Below are 17871 nucleotides of genomic sequence, written 5' to 3'. Positions count from 1 at the left end.
TCTCCCCTGCTCCGTGCCTGTCTTCCAGCGGTGTGTCTCAGCTCTGGTTGAAGAACCCGCCCTCTGCGATGCGGGCCTTGTCCTCCGCCGTGACATCGACGTTAGCAGGCGACAACAGAAACACCTTCTGCGTCACCCGCTCGATGCTGCCGTGAAGACCAAACACCAAACCGGCCGCGAAGTCGACAAGTCGCTTCGCGTCTGTGTCGTCCATCTCAGTCAGATTCATGATCACCGGGGTGCCCTCACGGAAGTGTTCCCCGATGGTACGGGCCTCGTTGTAGGTCCGGGGGTGAAGTGTGGTGATCCGGTACGGCTCACGTTCGGACACGACCTTGGGCATGATCACCGGTGCGTTCTTCTCCAGGCTCGCGCGTTCTTGTGTGATGGATGCCACGGGCGCGATGCGCGCCGGACGCCCGGATTCCGCCGGAAGCGAAGCGGAATGCGACACGGGTTCGCGGGGTGCCGGAGGCTGCACCACGCGTACCGGTTCGTCCCTTTGCGGCTGATGTGCCCCATGCGGCTGGTGCGACGGCTCGTGCCGCCGGCGGTCCCGCTCGGGCTCCGGGTCGAGTTCGGGTTCGAAGTCGTCGTCAGGGTCAAAACCCCGGCCGTCGTACCCATCGTCCTCCACGAGGCCGAGGTAGACCGCCATCTTGCGCATCGCGCCGGCCATGCTCTGAGTCCTCCGCTCTGTGGTGGATCCGCTGACGACCGCGAAGTCCCCGCGATCCACTAGGTCGTTGCGCCTTCTTCGGCGGTATTGACCATATTTTCTGCTGTGGTCCGACTTCCTGGCGACGTTACCCGAGCCTGGGGCGGACTCCGAGTACCGAGGTGCCGACGCGCACATGTGTCGCTCCGGCCGCCACGGCCTGTTCGAGGTCCCCGCTCATCCCTGCCGAGACCATGGTGGCAGCCGGATGGTTCGCGCGCAGGCGGGTCGACAAATCCATGAGCCGTTCGAACGCGGCCTGTTGACGGCCCGCGTACTCCCCGGTCAGCGGCGCGACGGTCATCAGCCCGCCGAGCCGCAGCCCCTCGGCCGAGGCGATCGCGTCGGCCAACTCCCCGATCCCGCCGGGCGCCACGCCCCCGCGCTCGCCGCGGGCGCTCTCGCCCGCGTCCAGCGCGACCTGGATCAGGCAGCCCACCTCGCGCCCGGCGCGCACCGCCTCCTTCGACAGCGCCGTGACCAGCCGCAGCCGGTCGACGGACTGCACGAAGTCCGCGTATCCCACGACCGAGCGGACCTTGTTGGTCTGGAGTTGACCGACGAAGTGCCAAGTCAGCGGCAGGTCGGCGCACTCGGCGGCCTTGGGCGCCGCCTCCTGGTCGCGGTTCTCGGCGACCTGGCGCACCCCGAGGTCGGCCAGGAGCCGCACGTCGGAGGCCGGGTAGGTCTTGGTGACCACGATGAGGGTCACCTCTTCGCGCCCGCGGCCGGCGGCGGCGCACGCGGTCGCGATGCGCTCCTCCACCCGCGCCAGGTTCCCGGCGAGTTCGTCCTTACGTTCCGTCATGCCCATCAGTCCAGCCAGACGTAGCCCGCGAGCCGACCGGTGGTGCGGTCGCGGCGGTACGAGAAGTGATCGGCCGACTCGCGCGTGCACACCGGCGAGCGCTCCCGGTCGTGCACCCCGAGCCGTTCGAGCTGCGCGTGCACCCCGGCGCCCACGTCGAGCGCCGGCGTGCCCCAGCTCGTCTCGGCGTGCGCCGCCGGCTCGACGGCGGCCACCTCGGCGCGCATCGCCTCCGGCACTTCGTAGCACCGGCCGCAGACGGCCGGTCCGGTGCGGGCGACGATCCGGGCGGGTTCGGCGCCGAGCGACCGCATCGCCTCGACGGCCGCCGGGACGACCCCCTTGACCATGCCGGGCCGTCCCGCGTGCGCCGCGGCGACCACCCCGGCGACCGGGTCGGCCAGCAGCACCGGCACGCAGTCGGCGGTCAGCACGGCGAGCGCCAGACCGCGGACGGCGGTGACCAGGCCGTCGACCGGCGGGGCGGGGTCGGTGGTCCACGGTCCGTCCACGACGGCGACGTCGTCGCCGTGGACCTGGTTCATCCAGACCACCCGGGCCGGGTCGAGTCCCAGGGACTTCGCGGCCAGTTCCCGGTTGGCGCGGACGGCCGCGGGGTCGTCGCCGACCGCGCCGCCGAGGTTCAGCTCCTCGTACGGAACGGCGCTCACCCCGCCCCACCGGTCGGTGAAGGCGAAGTGCGCGCCGCTCACGGTGTCGTGCTGCCCTATCACTTCAGGAAGTCCGGTACGTCCAGTTCCTCGGCGGCGCTGTCCGTGTAGGTCCGCGGCGCCGGCGGGACGGCCGGGGTGGCCGGGATGTCGTGCACCGGCTCGGGGGCCGGGGGCTCCGGCTCCTCCTTCGGCGTCACGCTGCCGAGCGAGCCGAAGGTCGGACGGCTCTCGGGCTGGCGCGCCGGGGCGGGTTCCTCGCGGCGCGGGGCCGAGGAGGAGGCCGAGCCGAGGACGTTGTCCCGGCGGGCCGGCGGCTGGCCGCCGTCGAAGCCGGCCGCGATCACGGTGACCCGGACCTCGTCGCCGAGGGCGTCGTCGATGACCGCGCCGAAGATGATGTTGGCCTCGGGGTGGGCGGCCTCGCTGACCAGCTGGGCCGCTTCGTTGATCTCGAACAGGCCGAGGTCGGAGCCGCCGGAGATGGAGAGCAGGACGCCGCGGGCGCCGTCGATGGAGGCCTCCAGCAGCGGCGAGGAGATCGCCATCTCGGCGGCGGCCACCGCGCGGTCGTCGCCGCGGGCCGAGCCGATACCCATGAGGGCCGAACCGGCCTCGGACATGACCGACTTGACGTCGGCGAAGTCGAGGTTGATCAGACCGGGGGTGGTGATGAGGTCGGTGATGCCCTGGACGCCGGAGAGCAGCACCTGGTCGGCGGACTTGAACGCGTCGAGCACGCTGACCTGGCGGTCCGAGATGGACAGCAGCCGGTCGTTGGGGATCACGATGAGGGTGTCGACCTCTTCGCGCAGTTCGGCGATGCCGTCCTCGGCCTGGTTGGCCCGGCGCCGTCCCTCGAAGGTGAACGGGCGGGTGACCACGCCGATGGTCAGGGCGCCGAGCGAGCGCGCGATGTTGGCCACGACGGGCGCGCCGCCGGTGCCGGTGCCGCCGCCTTCACCGGCCGTCACGAAGACCATGTCGGCCCCCTTGAGGACCTCCTCGATCTCCTCGCGGTGGTCCTCGGCGGCCTTGCGGCCGACGGCCGGATTGGCTCCGGCGCCGAGTCCGCGGGTGAGTTCGCGGCCCACGTCGAGCTTGACGTCGGCGTCGCTCATCAACAGCGCCTGTGCGTCGGTGTTGATGGCGATGAACTCGACGCCCTTGAGACCGACCTCGATCATCCGGTTGATGGCATTGACACCACCGCCGCCGACACCGATGACCTTGATGACTGCGAGGTAGTTCTGCGGTGCTGCCACGTCGAAGGCCTCTCGCCTCGAATTACGTTGCCGTCGCTGCGCGGTTGCCCGCGTGGCGGCGGCTGATGCCGAATGGGACGGTCCGTAACGCCGACCCGAACCCTAACCCTGAAGTTTAGGGTTACCAGTGTGCCTGTTCCTTGAAGTCTTCTGAACAGGACACTAAGTCGACAAGCGGCGCCCGTTCAACGAACACGCCGAACCTCCCGTTTTTCTTTTCACCCTATGTGATCAGCCATAGCGCTGCCCAACCAGGGTGCTGGCCTGCGCTGATGTGCGTCAACTCCCCGCTGACGCGGGGGCGCTGGGGACGCTGACGTCGAAGTGCCGTGCGTCCGGGGCCGCTTTCATCAGCGCGGTCAGTGCGCGCGCCTTCTCCCGGCTGCGGTCGCCGCTGCCCCAGGCGACGGTGCGGCCGTCGGTCAACTCCAGTGAGATGTCGTCGTAGGTACGGACCTTGACGACGCGGGTGCGGTGGGCGACCTGGGCCGGGAGGTGGCCGGAGACCGTCACCGCCGCGCGCACCAGGCGGTCCTCGCCGAAGCGGCGCAGGCTCGCGGCCGAGGCGGCGGAGCGGGAAAGGGACAATTCCAGGAGCGGGACGCCTTCGGGCGGCCGGGAGACCGTGGCGAAACGGACTCCGCCGGCGTCCACTTCGGCGAACTTTCCGCCCTTTTCCTCCACCATGACCGCGGTGCGCTCGACCACTTTCAGGTCGATTCCGTGCGGCCAGGAGCGTTCCACGCGGACGGAGTCGATGCGGGGCAGCTGCCGGCGCAGCCGGGCGGCGATCGCGCCGGTGTCCACGGAGACCAGCGGGTCCCCGACCGGCACGTCGGCGGCCCGGCGGACCTCCTCGGGCGTCAACACCCGTGTGCCGGAGACGGATACGCGCTCCGCCCGGGTCCACGGGGAGCCGTAGAGCACCCAGAGGACGGCGGCGCCGAGGAACGCGACGGCCAGCGCCAGGATGACGATCGTACGAAGGCGCAGTCGTCGCAGCCGTCGCAGCCCGCGGACGAGAGGCGGGCCGGACGACTCCTGCTGGCGTTCACCGCGCTCGGCGGTGCTCGGTCCGGCCACGCTCTCAAGTCCTTTCGGTCATACAGTCCTAGGGTCTTTCGTTCGGATCAGGCCGGATCAGGGAGCGGGGTCTGGTGCCGTGCCTCGCAAGGCGGAGGAGGGCGTCATGGCGGAGCCATGGCAACCGACGACAACGCCGCGAGGTGCGGTGCCAGACCCCGCGAGCCCGGCATGATCCGAACGAGAGGCCCTAACGGTGCGAGGCGATCGCCTTGTACACCATGCCGACGAGCAGGTCGTCGGCGTCCCGGCGGCCGAACTCGCTGGCGGCGCGGGACATCTGGTACAGCCGGTGCGGATCGCCGAGCACGGGCAGGACGTTGGCCTGGACCCACTCGGGGGTCAGGTCCGCGTCGTCGACCAGCAGTCCGCCGCCGGCCTTCACCACCGGCTGGGCGTTCAGCCGCTGTTCGCCGTTGCCGATGGGCAGCGGGACGTAGGCGGCCGGGAGTCCGACGGCGGAGAGTTCGGCGACGGTCATCGCGCCGGCGCGGCAGAGCATCATGTCGGCCGCGGCGTACGCGAGGTCCATCCGGTCCAGGTAACTTACCGGGATGTAGGGGGGCATTCCCGGCATCTGCTGCACGCGCGGCAGTTCGTTCTTCGGGCCGACCGCGTGCAGGATCTGGATGCCCGCCTGCTGGAGCCACGGGGCGACCTGCTGGACCACCTCGTTGAGGCGGCGGGCGCCCTGGGAGCCGCCGGAGACCAGCAGCGTGGGCAGATTGGGGTCGAGCCCGAACATCGCGCGCGCCTCCGGGCGCATCGCGGCCCGGTCCAGGGTGGCGATGGCGCGGCGCAGCGGGATGCCGATGTACTGCGCGCCCCGCAGCTTGCTGTCCGGGGTGGAGACGGCGACCTGCGCGGCGTAGCGGGAGCCGATCTTGTTGGCCAGACCGGGGCGGGCGTTGGCCTCGTGGACCACGATGGGCACGCCGAGCCGCTTGGCGGCGAGGTAGCCGGGCAGCGCGACATAGCCGCCGAAGCCGACCACGGCGTCGGCCTTGGTGCGCTCCAGGATCTGCTCGGCCGCCTTGATGGTGCCGCGCAGCCGGCCCGGGACGGTGATCAGTTCGGGGGTGGGCTTGCGCGGCAGCGGCACCGCCGGGATCAGCCCGAGTTCGTAGCCCCGCTCGGGGACGAGCCGGGTCTCCAGGCCGCGCTCCGTGCCCAGGGCCGTGATCCCCACGGTCGGGTCCTGCCTGCGCAGGGCGTCCGCGAGGGCGAGCGCGGGCTCGATGTGGCCCGCGGTACCTCCGCCGGCGAGTACGACATGCACCGAAATTCACCGCTCTCCGGACGGACGCGCCGCCGAGGCGCGCCGTCGCATCGTGTTCCATCTCCGAGGCCCCTGACCGGACCCCTGACCCGAGCCCTGCCCGGATCCCCGGTCCGCCGCCCGGCCGGCCGCCCCGCCGGGCTCCCGGCCTGGCTTGCGGCCGGACGTCCGCGCGGGCTTCCGCTCGGGTCTGCGGCCGGTCTTGCGGCCGGCCGCGGAACCTGTCGCCCGCTTTCTACCAAAGCGAGGTTGCCGCATGGCAAGCGCCGCCCGCGCAGCGGGCTCGTCACGCGCGAACGCGATCATCAGCCCGATGGCGAACATGGTCGGCAGCAGGGCGGACCCGCCGTAGGAGAACAGCGGGAGCGGGACGCCGGCGATCGGCAGCAGGCCGAGCACCGCACCGATGTTGATCACCGCCTGAGCGACGATCCAGGTGGTCACGCCTCCCGCGGCGTACCTCACGAAGGGGTCCTCCGTGCGTCCGGCCACGCGGATGCCCGCATAGCCTAGAGCCGCGAACAGGGCGAGCACCGACAGCGTCCCCGCCAGGCCCAGTTCCTCACCGGTGACGGCGAAGATGAAGTCGGTGTGGGCTTCGGGGAGTTGACCCCATTTTTCCACACTCGCGCCGAGCCCGGAACCGAAGAATCCGCCGGAGGCCAGGGCGTAGATGCCGTGCACCGCCTGCCAGCACTTGGTGACGTCGGTGGAGCCGACGCAGGCGAACCGGTCCAGGCGGTTGGGGCTGGTCTTGATGAGGACCAGGCCGATCAGGGCGGCGACCGACAGCACGCCGACGAAGAGCCGGGTGGGGGCGCCCGCGAGCCACAGCAGGCCGAACAGGATGGCGGTGAGGATGATCGCGGTGCCCATGTCGCCGCCGAGCATGATCAGGCCGAGCAGCATGAAGGCGACCGGGACCAGCGGCACCAGCATGTGCTTCCACTGGGTCAGCAGCCGCTTCTCCTGCTTGCGGGCGATCAGGTCGGCGCCCCACAGCACCAGGGCCAGCTTGCCGATCTCGCTGGGCTGGATCTGGAAGGAGCCGCCGAGCGAGATCCAGTTCTGGTTGCCGTTGACCGACATCCCTATCCCCGGCACCTGCACCAGCGCCATCAGGAACACCGCGCCCGCCAGGATCGGGTAGGCCAGGGCCCGGTGCAGCTTGACCGGCATCCGGGAGGCGGCCAGCAGCAGCCCGGCGCCGATCACGGCCGCCAGGAGCTGCTTGCGGAAGAAGTAGGAGCCGGGCAGCGACATCTGGAGCGCGGTGACCTGGGAGGCCGAGTAGACCATCACCAGGCCGAGCACCGTGATCAGCGAGCTGCCGCCGAGGATCAGGTAGTAGGCGGTCAGCGGCCGGTCCCAGGCCTTGCGGGCGCGGGTGACCAGGGTCCGCACCGGGTTGTCGCGCACGGGCCGCACGGCGGCGGGCCGGGGGACGGCGCGCTGCACGGGCGGGCGGCGGGTACCGCCGCCGGGGCCTTTGGACTCAGCGGGCATCTGCGCCTCCGCCGTACGCCGGCCGCGTCTGTCCGGCTCGCATCGCGGGTCCCACGCGTCCCTCCCAAGGTCGCCCGGCGACAGGGCGGCCGGGTTCAGCGGGCGCCGAGTTCGCGAACGGCCTCCGCGAACGCGTCACCACGCTGGTTGTAGTTGGCGAACATGTCCATCGAGGCGCAGGCCGGGGCCAGCAGCACCGTGTCGCCGGGCCGGGCGAGCCGCCGTGCCTCCTGGACGGCCTGGAGCATCGCCCCAGTGTCGGTCCGGTCGAGGTCGACCACGGGGACCTCGGGCGCGTGTCGCGCGAGGGCGTCGCGGATGAGCGCGCGGTCGGCGCCGATGAGCACCGCGCCGCGCAGCCGCTCGGCCGCCCCCGCGACGAGTTCGTCGAAGGTCGCGCCCTTCGCCAGACCGCCCGCAATCCATACGATCGACTCATATGACGCCAACGACGCCTCGGTGGCGTGGGTGTTGGTGGCCTTGGAGTCGTCGACGTAGGCGACGCCGTCCACATCGGCCACGTGCGCGATGCGGTGGGCGTCCGGGGTGAAGGACCGCAGGCCGTCGCGGACCGCCGCGGCCGGCACGCCGAAGGCGCGCGCGAGGGCCGCCGCGGCAAGGGCGTTGGCGATGTTGTGCGGGGCGGGCGGGTTCACGTCGGAGACCTCGGCCAGCTCCTGCGCGTTCTTGTGCCGGTCCGCCACGAACGCGCGGTCGACCAGCAGGCCCTCCACGACGCCGAGTTGGGAGGGGCCGGGGGTGCCGAGGGTGAACCCGACGGCACGGCAGCCCTCCTCCACGTCCGCCGCGCGCACCAGGTCCTCGGTGGCCTTGTCGGCGACGTTGTAGACGCAGGCGACCCGGTTGCCCTCGTAGACGCGGCCCTTGTCGGCGGCGTACGCCTCCATGGAGCCGTGCCAGTCGAGGTGGTCCGGGGCGAGGTTGAGCACCGCCGCCGAGTGCGCCCTCAGGGAGGGCGCCCAGTGCAGCTGGTAGCTGGAGAGTTCGACGGCGAGCACGTCGTACTTCTCCTCGCCGAGGACGGCGTCCAGCAGGGAGACGCCGATGTTGCCGACGGCGGCGGTGCGCAGGCCCGCCGCCTTCAGGATGGCGGCGAGCATCTGCACGGTGGTGGTCTTGCCGTTGGTGCCCGTGACGGCCAGCCACGGGGCGGCGTCGGGGCCGCGCAGCCGCCAGGCGAGTTCCACGTCGCCCCACACGGGGACGCCGGCCCGCCCGGCGGCCTGGAACAGCGGCTTGTCCGGCTTCCAGCCGGGCGCGGTGACGACCAGTTCGGCGCCCTCGGGCAGGGTGTCCCCGTCGCCGAGGCGCACGGTGACGCCCAGGGCCTCGAGTTCGGCCGCCTGCGTCCGGGCGCGCTCGTCGTCGCCGTCGTTGACGACGGTGACGCGGGCGCCGAGCCCGGCCAGGACCTTGGCCGCCGGGACCCCGGAGACGCCGAGTCCGGCGACGGTGACGTTCTTCCCCTGCCAGTCGGTCACTTGTCCGCTGCCCATCCCGCGTAGAAGAGGCCGAGTCCGACGATCACGCAGATGCCCTGGATGATCCAGAAGCGGACCACCACGAGGACCTCGGACCAGCCCTTGAGTTCGAAGTGGTGCTGCAGTGGCGCCATCCGGAAGACGCGCCGGCCGGTGAGCCGGAACGAGCCGACCTGGATGACCACCGACATGGTGATGAGCACGAACAGGCCGCCCAGCAGCGCCATCAGCAGCTCGGTGCGCGAGCAGATCGCCAGGCCCGCCAGGACGCCGCCGAGCGCCAGCGAGCCGGTGTCGCCCATGAAGATCTTGGCCGGCGAGGTGTTCCACCACAGGAAGCCGAGGCAGGCGCCCATCAGCGCGGAGGCGACCACCGCGAGGTCGAGCGGATCGCGCACCTCGTAACAGGCGTTGGGGTTGGTCAGCGTCATCGCGTTGGCGCAGGACTCCTGGAACTGCCACACGCCGATGAAGGTGTACGCGCCGAAGACCAGCACGGAGGCGCCGGTGGCCAGACCGTCCAGACCGTCGGTGAGGTTCACGCCGTTCGACATCGCGAGGATCATGAACAGCGCCCAGATCACGAACAGCACCGGACCGATGGTCCAGCCGAAGTCGGTGATGAACGACAGCTTGGTGGAGGCCGGGGTGTTGCCGCGGTTGTCGGAGAACTGCAGCGCGAGCACCGCGAAGCCGATGCCGACGATCAGCTGGCCGGCCATCTTCGCCTTGGCCCGCAGACCGAGCGAGCGCCGCTTGACGATCTTGATGTAGTCGTCGAGGAAGCCGACCAGGCCCATGCCGACCATCAGGCCCAGCACCAGCAGCCCCGAGTAGGTCGGGGCGTAGCCGGTGATGACCTTGGACAGGAAGTACGCGGCGACGGTGGCCAGGATGAAGGCGATGCCGCCCATCGTCGGCGTACCGCGCTTGCTGGCGTGCTCGCGCGGGCCGTCGTCGCGGATGTACTGCCCGTAGCCCTTGCGGGCGAGGAGCTTGATCAGCAGCGGAGTGCCGACCAGCGTCAGGAACAGGCCGATGACTCCCGCGAACAGGATCTGCTTCATCATCGGCCGGCGACCTCGCCTTCGGCAGCGGTCTCGAGCAGCGCCGCGGCGACGCCCTCCAGACCGACCGAACGGGACGCCTTCACGAGGACCACGTCCCCCGGGCGCAACTCGCTGCGCAACAGGTCGATCGCCGCCTGTGCGTCGGACACGTGCACCGACTCCTCACCCCACGAACCCTCGTTATATGCGCCCAGTTGCAGCCAGGACGCTTCCCTGCCCCCGACCGCGACGAGCTTGCTGACGTTGAGCCGGACGGCGAGCCGTCCGACCGCGTCGTGCTCGGCGAGCGCCTCGTCCCCGAGCTCGGCCATCTTGCCGAGCACCGCCCAGGTCCGCCGCCCCTTGCCCATGGCCACGAGCGCGCGCAGGGCGGCCCGCATGGACTCCGGGTTGGCGTTGTAGGCGTCGTTGACGACGGTCACGCCGTCCGGGCGCTCGGTGACCTCCATCCGCCAGCGGGAGAGGGAGCCCGCCTCGGAGAGCGCGGTGGCGATCTCGGTTGCGGACATGCCCAGCTCATGGGCGACGGCGGCCGCGGCGAGCGCGTTCGACACGTGGTGCTCACCGTACAGGCGCATGGTCACATCGGATGCACCGGAGGGTGTGTGAAGCCTGAAGGAAGGCTGTCCGCTGTCCGTGAGTCTCACGTTCTCGGCGCGTACGTCCGCTTCGTCGGACTCACCGAAAAGGATCACCTTCGCCTTCGTACGGGAGGCCATGGCCCGTACCAACGGATCGTCGGCGTTGAGGATCGCAGCGCCGCCGTCCTCGGCCGCGGGCAGGCTCTCCACGAGTTCGCCCTTGGCCTGGGCGATCTGCTCACGGCCGCCGAACTCGCCGATGTGGGCGGAGCCGACGTTGAGCACCAGGCCCACCTTCGGCGGGGTCAGCTCGGTGAGGTAGCGGATGTGGCCGATGCCACGGGCGCCCATCTCCAGCACCAGGAACCGGGTGTCCTCGGTGGCGCTGAGGGCGGTCAGCGGCAGCCCGATCTCGTTGTTGAGCGAGCCCGGTGTGAACACCGTCGGCGCCTTGGTCTGCAGGACCTGGGCGATCAGGTCCTTGGTGCTGGTCTTGCCGGCCGAGCCGGTCAGCGCGACCAGGGTCGCGCCGAGCCGGTTCACGACGTGGCGGGCGAGGGCGCCGAGGGCGGCCTGGACGTCCTCGACCACGATCGCGGGCACGCCGACGGGGCGGGACGCCAGCACGGCGACCGAGCCCGCCGCCACGACGGCGGCGGCGAAGTCGTGGCCGTCCACGCGCTCGCCGACGAAGGCGACGAAGAGGCTGCCGGGCACCGCCTCGCGGGAGTCCCGGACGACGGGTCCGGTGACCTGGACGGACGGATCCGGTATGTCGTGCGTCTGCCCGCCGACGACTGCTGCGATCTCGGCGAGGGAGAGGGCGATCACAAGTTCATCCCCTGGGTCTTCTGGATTTTCATCCCTGGGTGTTCTGGATAGCTTCGCGAAGCACCTGGCGGTCGTCGAACGGACGGACCACTCCGGCGATGTCCTGGCCCTGCTCGTGGCCCTTGCCCGCGACCAGCACGGTGTCCCCGGGCCGGGCCCGGGCCACGGCGGCGGCGATGGCGGCGGCCCGCTCCTCGAAGAGCAGCACCTCGCCGCGCTCGTGCGCGGGCACCGAGGCCGCGCCCTGGAGCATGGCCGCCAGGATCGCGAGCGGGTCCTCGGAGCGGGGGTTGTCGGAGGTCAGCACGGCGGTGTCGGCCAGCCGCGCCACGGCGGCGCCCATCGGCTCGCGCTTGGTGCGGTCGCGGTCGCCGCCGCAGCCGAGCACGACGTGCACCCGGCCCTTGGTGACCTTGCGCAGGGCGCGCAGCACCGACTCGACGGCGTCGGTCTTGTGCGCGTAGTCGACCACCGCGAGGTAGGGCTGGCCCGCGTCCACCCGCTCCAGCCGGCCCGGCACGCCCGGTACGGCGGCGATGCCGTCGGCGGCGGTCTGCGCGTCGAGGCCGGCGGCGGCCAGGGCGACGATCGCCGCGAGGGTGTTGGCCACGTTGAACGGGCCGGGCAGCGGCGAGCGGGCGCTGACGCGCACGCCCTCGGGGCCGGTCACGGTGAAGGTGGAGTCCATCGGGCCGACCTGGACGTCCTCGGCGCGCCAGTCGGCGTCGGGGTGGCCCTCGGCCGAATAGGTGACGACCGGGACGGTGGCCTCCTCGGCGAGCCGCCGGCCGTACTCGTCGTCGGCGTTGACGATCCCGAGCCGGCTGCGCGCCGGGGTGAACAGCTGCGCCTTGGCCTGGAAGTAGTCCTCCATGCCGGAGTGGAACTCCATGTGCTCCGGGCTGAGGTTGGTGAAGACGGCGACGTCGAAGACGCAGCCGTCGACCCGGCCCAGCACCAGGGCGTGGCTGGAGACCTCCATGGCGACCGCCTCGACGCCGCGCTCGCGCATGACCGCGAACAGGGCCTGGAGGTCGGTGGCTTCGGGGGTGGTGCGCTCGGACTTGATGCGCTCCTCGCCGATCCGCGTCTCCACCGTGCCGATCAGGCCGGTGGCCTTCGCGGTCTTCAGGCCGCCCTCGACGAGGTAGGCGGTGGTGGTCTTGCCGGAGGTGCCGGTGATGCCGATCTGGAGCAGGTCGCGGCCGGGCCGGCCGTAGATCGTGGCGGCCAGTTCGCCCATCCGGGCGCGCGGGTCCTCGACGGTCAGGACCGGCAGTCCGGTGGCGGCGGCGCGTTCGGCGCCGGCCGGGTCGGTGAGCACGGCGACCGCGCCGAGGCTCGCGGCCTGGGTGACGAAGTCGGCGCCGTGCGCGCGGGCGCCGGGCAGGGCCGCGTACAGGTCGCCGGGGCGCACGGCGCGCGAGTCGTGGGTGATGCCCGTGACGTCGGCGGTGCGGTCCGGCTGCGCGGCACCCAGCTGATCGGCCAGCTCCGCGAGGGGTGTGGCGGAGACCTGAACCGGTCGCGGCGGCCCCGGATATGTCACGGAAGCGCCTTTCTGAGTGGTTTGGGACTGATCAGCGTGTGGCACGGCGGTGAGCGTACCGGGCGTACCCGCCTGGGAGCGAAGCGAGGGCCGGGGGCGGGGACGGTTCCCGGGATCGGGGGTGATCGTTGTCACGGGCTGGTTCCTGGTGGTTCCGTGCGGGTGGTACGGGTCGTGCGGGTCCCGGCGGCGGGGCGGTCCGCGCCGCGGTGAGCGGCGGCGGCGCGGGACCGTCCCGGCCGGGGGCGGCGCGGGTCAGGGCTTGAACTCCACGGGCAGGCTCGCGGCCTTCGCCCCGGTGGGCGGCACCTGGAGGGTCTTCAGCGCGAACTCCATGACCTGCTTGTAGATGGGTCCGCAGATCTGGCCGCCGTAGTAGTTGCCCTTGGTGGCGTTCTGGATCGCGCAGTAGACGGTGATGCGGGGGTTGTCGGCGGGCGCGAAGCCGGCGAAGGACGAGGTGTAGCCGCGGTACCGGCCGGTGGCCGGATCCACTCGGTTGGCGGTGCCCGTCTTGCCCGCGACCCGGTACCCGGGGATGCGCGCCTTCATGCCGGTGCCCTGTTCGTCGTCCACGACGGACTCCAGCATCTGGGCGAGTTCCTTGGCCGTCTTGGCGCTCACCACGCGGGTGGCGGCGGGCTTCTCGGCCGGGGTGAAGCGGCCGTCGGGGCCCTTGGTGCCGCGTACCAGCGTCGGCTGGATCCGGACCCCGCCGTTGGCGATCGTGGAGTACACGGAGGCGGCCTGGACGGCGTTGACGGAGACGCCCTGGCCGAACGGGATCGTGTACTGCTGCGAAGTGGACCACTTGTCGGGCGGGGCGAGGATGCCCTTGGTCTCGCCGGGCAGGTTCAGGCCGGTGTAGCCGCCGATGCCGAACTTGCGCAGGTAGGAGTAGAGGACCTTGTTGGCCTCGGCCTGGGTCTTGCCGAGCTGGCCGGTGGCCTCGATGGTGCCGATGTTGCTGGACTTGGCGAGCACGCCGTTGAGCGTGAGGTACCAGGTCTTGTGGTCGACGTCGTCGTGGAAGAGCCGGTCGCCGCGGTGCAGCCGGTTGGGCACGACGACATGGGTGAGCGGGGTGGCGGCGTTCTCCTGGAGGACGGCGGCCATCGACATGAGCTTGGCGGTGGAGCCGGGCTCGAAGGCGTCCTGGACGGCGGCGTTGCCGAGCGCGGCGGGGTCGGCGTGGGCAAGGTCGCCGGGGTCGAAGCCCGGGGAGTTCGCCATGGCGAGGATCTCGCCGGTCCGGGTGTCCTGGACGATCACGTAGCCGCGGTCCGCCTCGGACTTGCGCACCTGCTCGGTGATGGCGTTCTGGGCGGCCCACTGGATGTCGCGGTCGATGGTCAGCTCCACGTCGGAGCCGGGCACCGCGGGCGTCTGGGTGGAGCCGACCGTGGGCACCTCGCGGCCGCCGGACTGGGCGTAGCGGATCTTGCCGGGCTTGCCCGACAGCTCCTTGTCGAGCTGCTGTTCGATGCCGCCGCCGCCCTTGCCCTCGGCGTTGACCCAGCCGAGCAGGGCGGCGGCGAGGTCGCCGTTGGGGTAGACCCGCTTGCTGCTGGGGTCGGAGAAGACGCCGGCGAGGACGTTGACCGTGGTCTTGTCGGTCTGCGCCTTCTTGGTGAGGGCGGCCTTGAGGTCCTTGATCTGCTTCCAGACCTGCGGGGTCTGCCGGCGGGCCAGCAGCACGTACCGCGTGTTCCGCGTCTTCAGCTTCCTGACCAGCCCCGCCTGGTCCTGGCCGAGGATCGGGGCGAGCAGGGCCGCGGCCTGTTCGGGACCGTCGCCGATCTTCAGGGACTCGCGGGTGAACATGGTGGGGTCGGCGGTGATGTCGTCGGCGTCCACGCTGGCCGCGAGGGCGACGCCGTTGCGGTCGGTGATGCCGCCCCGCTCGGCGGCGATGGTGTGGACGACGTAGCGGTTCTCGTCGGCCTTGGCGGCGTAGGCGGCGGCGTCCACGGCCTGCACCTGGAGCAGCCGGACCGTGAAGACCAGCAGCACCAGGGTCAGCGCCACGGCGATCAGGCGCAGCCGCGGGCGGGGGCTGCCGAGCTTGAGGACCCGCACGGGCGGCGGCCGCCAGGCGGAGTTGGGGCGGCGGGCCGGGCGGGCGCCGGGGCCGGGACGCGGCCGGCTGCTGCCGGGGCGGGCGGGCCTTGCGGGTCCGGGCACGCGGCGGCGCGGCGGTTCCCTGTCGGACACTTCCGTCACCTGCCGGGGGTCGTGGTCGTGGCGGGCTGGGGGGCCGCCGGTGCGGCGGGGTCGGCGGGCGCGGCGGGCTCGGGGAGGGCGGGCTGCGGCGCGTTCGGGGCGGGGCCGTTCAGGGGGGTGGCCTCCGTCGGGACGGGGGTCGCGGGGACGGAGGTCACGGGGACGCCGTCCGTGGGCGGGCCGGCCGTCGGGGCGGCGCCCGTCGGGCCGGGGGCGCCCGTGAGGGACTCGGGCGGGCGGACGGAGACCGGCAGCTCCTGGTAGGCGGACTGGTCGGCGAGGGACTGCTCGGGGGCGGCCGAGGGGACGCCCTTGACGGTGCCGTCCGGGTTCAGGAAGGCCGGGTCGCCGCCGGGCACCATGCCGAGCTGCCGGGCGCGGCGCTCCAGGGCGTCGGGGGCGGAGTAGGCGTCGATGTCCCGCTGGAGGGCCTGTTCCTCGTCGGTGAGGTTCTTGGTGTCCTTCTGGAGGTCGTCCTGCTGGAACGCGCCCTCGCTGAGCGCGGAGTTCAGCACCAGCAGCCCGATCAGGCCGCCGCCGAGGAGCAGCACGACCAGGAGGACGAAGGGCGTGCGGGCGGCCTGTCGCCGGTTCGCCGGGAAGAGCCGCGCCAGCCGGGCGGCGCGGCCCCTCAGTTCCGGTTTCCTGCTCACTGGTCCCCCTTGCCTCACTCGACGTCCGCCCTGACGCGCTCGACCCCGCGCAGCCGGGCCGGCGCCGCCCGCCGGTTCTCGGCGATCTCCTCCTCGGTGGGAAGTTCGGCACCGCGCGTCAGCAGCTTGAGCCGGGGCTGGTAGCGCTCGGGGACGACCGGGAGCCCGGGGGGCGCGGTGGTGGCGGCGCCGGCCGCGAACACCTGCTTGACCAGGCGGTCTTCGAGGGATTGGTACGACAGTACGGCGATCCGACCGCCGACGTCGAGGGCCTTCACGGCGGCCGGGACCGCCCGCTCCAGGACGGCGAGTTCGCCGTTGACCTCGATGCGCAGCGCCTGGAAGGTGCGCTTGGCCGGGTTGCCGCCGGTGCGCTTGGCGGCCTGCGGCAGCGCGTCGCGGATCAGCTCCACCAGGCGGGCGCTGTGGGCGAACGGCTCCTTCTCGCGCTCGCGGACGATCGCGGCCACGATCCGCTTGGCCTGCTTCTCCTCGCCGTACGCGCGCAGGATGCGGACGAGTTCGCCGGGCGGGTAGGTGTTGAGGACCTCGGCGGCGCTGATGCCGGTCGTCTGGTCCATGCGCATGTCCAGGGGGGCGTCCTGGGCGTAGGCGAAGCCGCGGTCGGCCTCGTCCAGCTGCATGGAGGAGACGCCGAGGTCGAACAGGACGCCCTGCACGCGCGCGATGCCGAGCCGGTCGAGCACGTCGGGCAGCTCGTCGTAGACGGCGTGCACCAGGGTGGCCCGGTCGCCGAAGGGGGCCAGGCGCTCGCCCGACAGGCGCAGCGCCTCCTTGTCGCGGTCGAGGCCGATCAGACGGGCCTCGGGGAAGCGGGTGAGCAGCGCCTCGCTGTGCCCGCCGAGGCCGAGGGTGCAGTCGACGACCACCGCCCCCGGCCGCTCCAGGGCGGGCGCCAGGAGATCCAGGCACCGCTGGAGCATCACGGGGACGTGTCGGCTGTCGCTCAAGGGGGCCTCTCAGGTCCGGCGCGTCCCGCACGCACCGCCGGGTCCCCGACCGCTCACGGACGGTGGGCCCGACCGGCGCCGGAAGCGTCAGCCGACCGGGAGCGGGAGGAGGCCGAGCCGTACGTACGCGCCGCGCACGTGGGGAGACCGCTCGGGCGGTTGCCGGGGCCTCCGGGGAATGCATGTCCAGCAGGGAGAGCGGCGCCTCCCGCTTCGCGTCACTTTAGTCCACCGTGTCGCCCGGTCAATCAACCGGCCTGCGCGTCGCCCGACGGAGTGCCGCCGACACGGCGATCCGGTGAGTTTCACCCGGACGGAGGGGGGTAGCGGCCTGTGTGGAGTCGCTCACAACAAGCGACTGTCGTGCTTTTTGTCCTCTCTCATAAGAGGACCGCGAGACGCATGACCAGTAACGTCATGAGTATGACGACTTCTGCATCAGTTCCCGCCGGATCCGAGAAGGCCATAACGGACACCGACGTCATCGACAGCCTCGTCGCGGCGAACGCGGCCTACGCCGACGAGTTCACCGACCCGGGGATGGACGCCCGTCCCGTCCGCAAGGTCACGGTCGTCTCCTGCATGGACGCCCGTATCGACCTGCACGCCGCGCTCGGCCTGCGGCTCGGCGACTGTCACACCATCCGCAACGCCGGCGGCGTGGTCACCGACGACGTGATCCGCTCCCTGGCCATCAGCCAGCGGGCGCTCGGCACCCGCAGCGTGGTGCTGATCCACCACACCAACTGCGGCATGGAGGCCATCACCGAGGAGTTCCGGCACGAGCTGGAGATGGAGGTCGGCCAGCGGCCGTCCTGGGCGGTGGAGGCGTTCAAGGACGTCGACCAGGACGTGCGGCAGTCGATGCAGCGCGTGCGGACCTCGCCGTTCCTGCTGCACACCGACGACGTGCGCGGCTTCGTCTTCGACGTCCGCACGGGCCGGCTGCGCGAGATCGACCCGGCGGCCTGACCGAGCCCGGGGGCGCGCCCCGCGCACCACGGCGGCGGCCGTGCCCCCACGAACCCCGGCGACCGGGCCCGCGGGCCCCGGGAGCCGCGCCGCGAAGATGCGGAACCGCCCCGGCCGCATACACGGAATCGCTGGTCGGCGTGGACAAAACCCCGAGTTGTCACCTGGTAAAGGTCATAAGACCTGACA

Annotated in this window: 15 protein-coding genes; 1 reads left to right on the top strand and 14 read right to left on the bottom strand. The window is 71.9% G+C overall.

The features are described 5' to 3' along the window. Positions 1-37: 37 nt before the first annotated feature. The 14 genes from K7787_RS05630 to rsmH form a co-directional block, all read right to left on the bottom strand. Positions 38-679 (bottom strand): cell division protein SepF, encoded by a 642-nt coding sequence (locus K7787_RS05630; RefSeq protein ID WP_027758500.1) that lies wholly within the window; start codon positions 677-679, stop codon positions 38-40. A gap of 127 nt (positions 680-806) precedes the next feature. Next, positions 807-1526 (bottom strand): YggS family pyridoxal phosphate-dependent enzyme, encoded by a 720-nt coding sequence (locus tag K7787_RS05625; protein ID WP_009188104.1) that lies wholly within the window; start codon positions 1524-1526, stop codon positions 807-809. 5 nt (positions 1527-1531) lie between these two features. Further along, positions 1532-2260: a peptidoglycan editing factor PgeF gene (gene pgeF / locus K7787_RS05620; protein WP_164391842.1), complete on the bottom strand. Its 729-nt coding sequence runs from the start codon at positions 2258-2260 to the stop codon at positions 1532-1534. Continuing rightward, on the bottom strand, positions 2257-3462 hold the full coding sequence (gene ftsZ / locus K7787_RS05615) for a cell division protein FtsZ (RefSeq protein ID WP_009188106.1): 1206 nt from the start codon (positions 3460-3462) through the stop codon (positions 2257-2259). Before ftsZ ends, pgeF begins: the two co-directional genes overlap by 4 nt. 279 nt (positions 3463-3741) lie before the next feature. After that, positions 3742-4545, bottom strand: coding sequence for a cell division protein FtsQ/DivIB (locus K7787_RS05610; RefSeq protein ID WP_223000665.1), 804 nt, complete (start codon positions 4543-4545; stop codon positions 3742-3744). 190 nt (positions 4546-4735) lie between these two features. Then, positions 4736-5824 (bottom strand): undecaprenyldiphospho-muramoylpentapeptide beta-N-acetylglucosaminyltransferase, encoded by a 1089-nt coding sequence (murG, locus tag K7787_RS05605; protein ID WP_009188108.1) that lies wholly within the window; start codon positions 5822-5824, stop codon positions 4736-4738. Positions 5825-5830: 6 nt separating this feature from the next. After that, positions 5831-7330 (bottom strand): putative lipid II flippase FtsW, encoded by a 1500-nt coding sequence (gene ftsW / locus K7787_RS05600; protein WP_164391838.1) that lies wholly within the window; start codon positions 7328-7330, stop codon positions 5831-5833. A gap of 95 nt (positions 7331-7425) precedes the next feature. Then, complete coding sequence (gene murD, locus K7787_RS05595) at positions 7426-8847, bottom strand: UDP-N-acetylmuramoyl-L-alanine--D-glutamate ligase (protein ID WP_009188110.1); 1422 nt, start codon at positions 8845-8847, stop codon at positions 7426-7428. Then, positions 8829-9899 carry a phospho-N-acetylmuramoyl-pentapeptide-transferase gene (mraY, locus tag K7787_RS05590; RefSeq protein ID WP_043260697.1) on the bottom strand — a complete coding sequence of 357 codons (1071 nt, stop codon included), beginning with the start codon at positions 9897-9899 and terminating at the stop codon, positions 8829-8831. Before mraY ends, murD begins: the two co-directional genes overlap by 19 nt. Next, positions 9899-11314 (bottom strand): UDP-N-acetylmuramoyl-tripeptide--D-alanyl-D-alanine ligase, encoded by a 1416-nt coding sequence (locus K7787_RS05585; RefSeq protein ID WP_223000664.1) that lies wholly within the window; start codon positions 11312-11314, stop codon positions 9899-9901. Before K7787_RS05585 ends, mraY begins: the two co-directional genes overlap by 1 nt. 28 nt (positions 11315-11342) lie before the next feature. Next, a complete protein-coding gene (locus K7787_RS05580; RefSeq protein WP_223000663.1) occupies positions 11343-12998 on the bottom strand; it encodes a UDP-N-acetylmuramoyl-L-alanyl-D-glutamate--2,6-diaminopimelate ligase in 1656 nt (551 codons plus the stop codon). 120 nt (positions 12999-13118) lie between these two features. Next, on the bottom strand, positions 13119-15077 hold the full coding sequence (locus K7787_RS05575) for a peptidoglycan D,D-transpeptidase FtsI family protein (RefSeq protein WP_308036289.1): 1959 nt from the start codon (positions 15075-15077) through the stop codon (positions 13119-13121). A 5-nt stretch (positions 15078-15082) separates the two neighbouring features. Continuing rightward, a complete protein-coding gene (gene ftsL, locus K7787_RS05570) occupies positions 15083-15739 on the bottom strand; it encodes a cell division protein FtsL (protein WP_223000661.1) in 657 nt (218 codons plus the stop codon). Between the two features lie 14 nt (positions 15740-15753). After that, complete coding sequence (gene rsmH / locus K7787_RS05565; RefSeq protein WP_164394453.1) at positions 15754-16710, bottom strand: 16S rRNA (cytosine(1402)-N(4))-methyltransferase RsmH; 957 nt, start codon at positions 16708-16710, stop codon at positions 15754-15756. A 402-nt stretch (positions 16711-17112) separates the two neighbouring features. Between rsmH and K7787_RS05560 the strand changes: the two genes are divergently transcribed. After that, positions 17113-17682 (top strand): beta-class carbonic anhydrase, encoded by a 570-nt coding sequence (locus tag K7787_RS05560; protein ID WP_197073752.1) that lies wholly within the window; start codon positions 17113-17115, stop codon positions 17680-17682. The last annotated feature ends 189 nt before the right edge of the window (positions 17683-17871 follow it).

The sequence above is a fragment of the Streptomyces sennicomposti genome (genome assembly GCF_019890635.1).
GTDB lineage: Bacteria > Actinomycetota > Actinomycetes > Streptomycetales > Streptomycetaceae > Streptomyces > Streptomyces sennicomposti.
Note: the sequence above shows the minus strand (reverse complement) of the source record. Positions and strands in the feature narration are given on the sequence as shown.